The sequence below is a fragment of the uncultured Marinobacter sp. genome (assembly GCF_963974375.1).
Lineage (GTDB): Bacteria > Pseudomonadota > Gammaproteobacteria > Pseudomonadales > Oleiphilaceae > Marinobacter.
In genome coordinates this window covers 25,842-33,019 of the sequence record NZ_CAXBDN010000014.1, presented here as the reverse complement: position 1 = coordinate 33,019, position 7,178 = coordinate 25,842, and the positions used below count along the sequence as shown (strand labels likewise).

Here is a 7,178-nt window from a genome sequence, read left to right as displayed (position 1 = left end):
CATGCCGAAGCACCAACGGCTGATACAGCATCAGCCAATACAGACCAACCGCACCCAGGGGCAACTCCACCCAGTCATCCGAGCGTTTGAGTACCAGGCCCGGAGAGCTATCCGCAAGACGCACCAAGGTCCGCAACAAACCCAGCTTGTACGTGGAGGATTTGTCGTCGTTCACGATGATATGGCGCAACGTGGGCAAGGCACCCGTACCATCATCTGGCAGCCGGTAAATGGCGGTTTCCCACCAGACATCGGGTCGCTGAAGCTGATCCTCTGTAACGCTGACCGCAACGGGAACAGGCATGACCGCGCGGTGGCGGGCAAGACCATCCAGTTCCGCCTTGCTGACCTCGTAAAATACGCGCTCCCCATCCCCTGCGCCATGGCGCAGGGTAATTACCAGGGTACCGGACGGAGCCAACAATTCTGTCAGAATGCGGAATGCCCGCTCACGGGATGACGGCGGAACATGCATCCACACAGCAGATACGAGTATCAGATCAAAGCGATAACTGAGCTTCCGGATTTCCGCCAGCTCCGGCAGGCTATCATTTACCCACTGGATACTTTGATGAGCCGAGACCGCCTGCCCGAGTTTGCGCAGTTCATCCGCCGGCTCTGCAGCCACAACATCCCACCCACGTGCTGCCAGCGCCATAGCATCGCGGCCACTACCCGCGCCAACATCCAGAGCCAGACCGGATTCTTCGGGAATCAACGGCAGCCAGTCGCCGTGAACCTGCTCGAAAGTCAGGGACTGGTATTGGTGGAAGAACTTTTCGGCATTCTGGTTGTAAGGGCTAACTGCCATGCAAATTACCGCTGAAAGTGTCCTGACTTTTGAAATGGACGCCGGATAGCACCCGGAATCGGTTGTGTACACAACCGTATAGGCCGGTGAAAGCGTAGCTCAATGGATGTCGAACGGGTACCCTGGACTCGATATGTTGGAAAACTGGACACGCCTTAGAACCAATAATCTAACTATAAATGACCAAGCTATGGTGTTAGATTCGGCGTAGTGCGATGAGTTAAAAGGGGATTAGTCAACATGCCAAAAGGCGATCATTGGAGCGAGCAGGAGATAATCCTGACGGTAGCTGATTACATGCGAATGCTATCACTGGAACTCGCAGGACAGCCCTACAACAAAACTGCTCATAGACGGGAGCTTTTGAACTTACTTAATGGCCGAACGAACGGAGCTGTCGAACTAAAACACCAGAACATCAGCGCTGTTCTGCGTGACTTGAACTGCTTATGGATTGCAGGTTACAAACCAAGAAGCAATTATCAGGAAGCTTTAGCGATTCACGTTGAGGATTGGATAAATACACATCCTGAGTTTGATCGTGTATCCCAGTCAGCGGTGGAGCAACCTGCATTTGTTCCAAGCGACATAGAGTTTTCACGCCTTGTCGTAGATGCCCCTATACCATCGAAAAAAATTGGGGATCCTCGAGGTGCTTATGCCCCGGTTCGTACCGCCTCCAAAAGAGACTATGTAGCCCAAGAGGCTCGGAACGCTGACCTCGGAGATGCGGGAGAGATTCTCGCCTTAAGTTATGAGGAGTACCGACTTCGATCAGCAGGGAAACCAAAATTGGCAGAGCGGATTGACCGTGTTTCAAAGTCGCAGGGAGACGGGCTTGGATATGATATTCTTTCATTTGAAGTGACGGGGAAAGAACGATTTATCGAAGTAAAAACAACGGCATTTGCAAAAGAAACTCCGTTTTATGCCACACGCAATGAAATATCTTTTTCGGAAGATTTCCGAGACCAGTTTCACCTGTACCGGTTATTTGATTTTCGAAACTCGCCCAGGCTTTTCTGGCTTCAGGGAGCCATATCAAAGCATTGCACGATGGACCCTGTGAGCTTCATCTGCAGGCTGCATTAGTAAATGTGTTAGGCAAGGCGGATTCGGTACATGGGATTTTCCTAATTTTTGATCTTAGGCCAAGTAGATGCCCTACCCCATAGAACAAAAACTGGTCATCGCCGTTGCCTCCAGCGCGCTGTTCGACCTGTCCGAATCAGACCAGGTATTCCGTGAGCAAGGCGAAAAGGCCTATCGGGCCTATCAGGAGGCGCACCTGCATACACCTCTGGAAAAGGGCGTTGCCTTTCCGTTCATGCGGCGGTTTCTGAGCATCAACCGGAAATTTCCGGAACAGTGTCCGGTGGAGGTGGTTCTGCTGTCCCGTAATTCGGCCATTACCGGTAAGCGGGTGTTTCACTCCATTCATCACCACGATCTGGACATCAGCCGGGCGGCGTTTCTGGAGGGCAAGTCGCCCTATGCCTATATTCCGGCGTTCAATGCCTCGCTGTTTTTGTCCGCCAACGAGCGGGATGTATCCCAGGCCATCGACTACGGGTATCCGGCGGGTACGGTACTGCCCAGTCACGTGGTGGACGATGCCGACGATGCGGAGTTGCGCATTGCCTTCGATTTTGACGGAGTGATTGCGGATGACGCGTCAGAACGGGTGTACAAGGATCGCTCCCTGGAGGATTTTCAGGCCCACGAGACCTCCCGCTCCCATATCCCCCACAGTCCTGGTCCGCTGGCTGACCTGTTCCGCAAGATTTCCCATTTACAGACGCTGGAGGATCAGGCGCTGCTTGCGGATCCCGGTTATCGCCGGGTACTGCGCACGGCCATCGTGACGGCTCGCAATGCTCCGTCCCATGAGCGGGTAATTACCACCCTGGAGCACTGGGGTGTGAATGCCAATGAGGTGTTTTTTCTGGGGGGTATGAAGAAGGACCGGATTCTCAATGTTCTGAAGCCCCACATGTTCTTCGATGACCAGCGCTCTCACCTGGAATCGGAAGCCGGGGATATTCCCATGGTGCATATTCCATTCGGGGTGTCGAATCTGCTTTAGGAAGCGGCCAATGTTGCGTTGGCGGGCCAGACAGTGGCGAAAAGGTCAGTTTTTCAGGTACGATAGCCACAGTGCTTGCTCGTTAATTTCGTAATATATTGAAAATATTAAACCTTTTAGCCGATTTCTTTTATCCGCCAGGAAAAAAAAGGGCTAACCAGATGGAAATACGAAAAAAGACCTGCCCTGCGAATCACACTGAATGATGCGGCCAATGCAGTTTCGAGTGAGACTCTCACAGGCTGTGTTCATTTGCGTGTCAGGACTGTTGTTTCTTCTCTCGCCGGCAACCAGCTTCGCCCAACAAACGTTTCTCGGTCAGTGGTATCAGGTTGGTCCCGACTGGCGTTTCCCTGAACAACCCGTCAACACAATCAATGCGCCCTCTCTGACTGGTGGCCGTTTCGTCTTTCAATCAGAGCTGGAAGTCACCGATGCGGATGAAATCATCGTCATTGATTTCAAAAACGCCAGCACTCTGGGTCGTCTCCATCACACCCTGACCGATACAGCCGGCAATATCGTCGCTGAAGCACAGGGCGGTATCCAGTCAGAGTCCAGAAATACGTTCTTTTTGCGCCATGGACGCGAATTCCGGTTACCGCCAGGCAGATATGAGCTCACAACCGAATTGAGTTCCCCCTATTTCATTGCGGAACCTCAGCCCTACTGGGACTCTCTTGCAAACTATCGCGAGGCAATACAATGGGGCAACGTGATTACCCTGGTTAGCCTGGGCATACTGATAAGTTTGGGCGTTTATTATCTCATTCTGGCGCTCGTCAGAAGGCGTACAACCGAAAGCATGTACACCTTTTTTATCTGGATGAATGTTTTATACAACGGCACCGCACTATTGGTGACTCCCAATCTGTTCAACATTCATTGGTTCTATTTTGTCGGCGGGCCAATCTTACTGAGTAACTTTGCCTATATTCTGTTTGCCCGGCACTTATTACAGATACGAGCCGAGACCCATCCGTGGCTGAATAGGTTGGCGAAGCTTTTTATGCTTCTTTTAGGGGTCTTGCTGCTGGTCGCTCTGTTTAATACAAACCTGATCATCGAGTCCGCGCGCTATGGCGTCGGTCTGATGATGTTCTACGGCCTGATTGCAGCCATCGTAAGGGCCTACGAAGGCTACAAGATTGCCTACTACTATCTGGTGGCGATTGCGGCTTTCTTTATTATTGGCTCCATAGCTATTTCCAGTCGAGATCTGGACGGCGTCTTCACTATATATGTGGAACATATCGGGTTACTGGCGGTAACGGTGGAAGTCCTGCTGCTTGGCCTGGTGCTGGGCTATCAGTTTGCCGAGGTTTACCGCGAAAAAGAACATAACCTGGCCCTGGTGCGACACAGCTTGAAAATTGCCCACCACGATGCGCTAACCAGCCTGCCCAATCGATACGCCTGGGATCTGGCAATGGAGACAATTTCGGATAGCGGGATGATAACGCTGTTGGATATGGACAATCTCAAGCTTTATAACGATACCTATGGCCACCATAAAGGTGACGAGATGCTGCAGATGTTTTCCGGCACACTCTCCTCGGAGCTCGGTGAAACCGGTATTCTATACCGCATGGGAGGCGATGAGTTTGCGATTGTCTGTGCACGCCATAGTGATGCAGAAACGATCAATCAGGCCATAGCCGATACCATCCATTACATGCGGAATAATGGCTTCGAGAAGGCTGATGTCAGTTATGGATCGGCAAACGCAAAAGAGTCGGCAAGTCTTGAATCGCTGCGAATACTGGCCGACAAGCGTATGTACCTGCACAAAAGCAGGCATTCAAACCCACAATCTGTGTAACGAAGCACACACGACTATATGTCAGCCAGTTACCAGCGACGGCTGATCATCATATGCAGCCAGAACGCCTCATTGCGCAATTGTGCATCCTCACCAAACGGTAACTCGGGATTGGTGTAATCAACTTTTTTACGAAAATCGTACTCGAGACCGGCAGACAAGCTCCATTCCGGGTTGAAGGTGTAGCGTCCACCAAAAGTGACGTGATGATCAAGGATTCCGGCAACCAGTGGATTGGTGCTCTCCTCAGGAATCGGGTTTTCACCGTAGTTATAACCGGCATACCAGGTCAGTTTTTCACTTTGGCGGTAAGCTACGCCTGTGGCAAACACCCATTGGTCACTCCAGTTCATCGCCGAGGAGCTGCGGATGTCGGGCAATCCGGCGATCGCGGGATCGGTGGCGAACAATGTATTTTGCTTCATCGCATCCGACCAGTTAATCCAGTTTATTTTGAACGACAGCAGCCATTTATCACTGGCTTTATAGGCAGCACCGACGGCTACCTCCTCCGGTAACGCCAGGCCGGTTATGGTGGCATCGTCATATTGCACAACGCCCAGCCCATCATTGGTCAAATTAAGCTTCAGCTGGCCACCGGTCAGGGGCAGTTCTGTTTTTCCGGTATAAGTCGCGGCAAACGTCAGGTCTGGTGTGGCTTGATACTGAAGGCCCACTTTGAAACTGGTACGTAAGCTGCTGGCATCTTTTACCTCAATGCCGGAAAAGCCCGGGACCGACGTATTGGGGAATATCTTTTGTTCTGCCTCGGCATAAACCAGACCGAAACTGCCACCCACTGACCACTTGTCGTTCACTTTACAGCCCAGGCCAGTGGTCAGTTTGGCGACGGAAAACAAACCAGAATATTCATCCTGGGTGCCAAACGCGGTATTCAGATTTTCAAACACACCTCCGGAACCGCCCTGAGCGAACAGCCCCAATCCAGCGGTGCAGGACGAATCTCTCAGTTTTTGCGCATAGCCCATGCCGCCCAGACCTGTGTATCGGTTGCTGGCGTGCTGGTCATTGCCAAACTGATCTTTGTGCGATAAGTCGGTGATACGCAATAACGAGCCATACCCGTCAAAAAGTTTGTGGTCGATCTGGGTCAGACCAGCCGGGTTGGTATTTAGCGCACTGGTATCACGGGCCACGGCAATATCAGCACCGGCCATGAGTGTGGATTCGGCACCAAATCCAATAAGGTTGATCCCGTTCGTGGCATGGCTGGTGCCTGCAAACAGGCCAAAGGCGCAGAGCATTATTTTTTTCATTATGGTACCTGAGACCTGAGCGCTCCTGGCGTATTGCCTGGAACGCATTGTAAATGCGGAATCTGCTCTGAACGTTTTGATGTAAAGCGAGTAACGGCTGAAACTGACGTTTCTTTAAGGCTGAGTCAGATGATGTGCCGTCTAGCGAGTGGGTTATCACCATTCTGGCGCACTGGGGCGTGAACGCCAGTGCGGTGTTCTTTCTGGGGGATATGACGAGCCCAACGAATCACCTCAGCAATTGACAAAAGAGGCAGTGGCATTGAGCTCCACTGCTTCCAGTGAGGATGAATGCCATCAGGCCAACAAAGGTGAAACATCAAAAAACATAAATGAAGCCAACACCGATCTCCGCTTCATAATTGTTCCGGGATATCGGGCTATCTGAAACGTCACTCCCATAGACTTCGTAAAGAGCTTCACCGAAGATCTGCCAGTTTTTGTTCAAGTAATTCCGATAGTTAACATTGACGCCCGTTGATCTATAACCGCTATCAACATCGGTTTCCGGAAGACCTGAATCTATGGATTGCCGTGTGTTCACACCAAAGTCGCGGTTGGCTAACTTACCATCGTGGAACGTGACAACAGCGCCAATTTCCCAGCCAGTGCCGTCAGGTTGGCAACCCAAACAAGTTCCTGCGCCGAAAATCCCGAGCGTGCCGATTTCTCCTGTTAATACACGGCCATCCAGGAAGTAACGCCAATCTTCTGTAAGGGCATGACGTACTTCCACCAGCAATGTCACCCCGGAACTCGAGTCGCCTAACCCATCCAGCCTTCCATCGTCTGAATCACTCTCTTCACGGCCTTCTTCGTAGCCTACAGAGGCCTGGAACAACCAGTTATCCCTGGCCAATGTTCGCCACCCAATTGATTCACCTGCCCAGAAAAAAACGTGTTCACCCGTTCGCCACTGAACACCGCCAGCCGGATCAATCTCAAACTCGAATTCGTCCGAACCCTCATAAGAGGTCTCGTATTCAACGCCCAGCCCAAGCCCAATGCCCCAACCATCGCCGTCTGTGAAATCGACGATAGAGGGAAGCGGTACGAGAGCGGTTCTCGCCTCCGTCGCATTTGCCGATCCAAAACATGAAAGAGCACCAAGAACTGTGACGACTTGAAGGACTGTTTTTTTCATGATTTTTACACCTATGAAGCAGGAGGTGGTGTTACGAC

General features: G+C 51.6%; 6 protein-coding genes. 3 read left to right on the top strand and 3 right to left on the bottom strand.

Annotated features, from left to right (window positions below):
* Window positions 1–811: methyltransferase domain-containing protein (locus AAC035_RS02275; RefSeq protein WP_339799578.1), on the bottom strand; the 811-nt coding region annotated here is incomplete at its 3' end.
* Between the two features lie 240 nt (window positions 812–1,051).
* On the opposite strand from AAC035_RS02275, the gene AAC035_RS02270 reads away from it, so the two are divergent.
* The 3 genes from AAC035_RS02270 (at window position 1,052) to AAC035_RS02260 (ending at window position 4,719) form a co-directional block, all read left to right on the top strand.
* Window positions 1,052–1,903, top strand: coding sequence for a DUF3883 domain-containing protein (locus AAC035_RS02270; RefSeq protein ID WP_339799576.1), 852 nt, complete (start codon window positions 1,052–1,054; stop codon window positions 1,901–1,903).
* Window positions 1,904–1,970: 67 nt separating this feature from the next.
* On the top strand, window positions 1,971–2,897 hold the full coding sequence (locus AAC035_RS02265) for a 5'-nucleotidase (RefSeq protein WP_339799574.1): 927 nt from the start codon (window positions 1,971–1,973) through the stop codon (window positions 2,895–2,897).
* Between the two features lie 256 nt (window positions 2,898–3,153).
* Window positions 3,154–4,719: a diguanylate cyclase gene (locus tag AAC035_RS02260; RefSeq protein WP_339799572.1), complete on the top strand. Its 1,566-nt coding sequence runs from the start codon at window positions 3,154–3,156 to the stop codon at window positions 4,717–4,719.
* Window positions 4,720–4,748: 29 nt separating this feature from the next.
* Here the strand turns inward: AAC035_RS02260 and AAC035_RS02255 are convergent, their stop codons facing one another.
* A complete protein-coding gene (locus AAC035_RS02255) occupies window positions 4,749–5,996 on the bottom strand; it encodes an outer membrane protein transport protein (RefSeq protein ID WP_339799571.1) in 1,248 nt (415 codons plus the stop codon).
* Window positions 5,997–6,315: 319 nt separating this feature from the next.
* Window positions 6,316–7,140, bottom strand: coding sequence for a MipA/OmpV family protein (locus tag AAC035_RS02250; protein ID WP_339799570.1), 825 nt, complete (start codon window positions 7,138–7,140; stop codon window positions 6,316–6,318).
* Window positions 7,141–7,178: the final 38 nt, after the last annotated feature.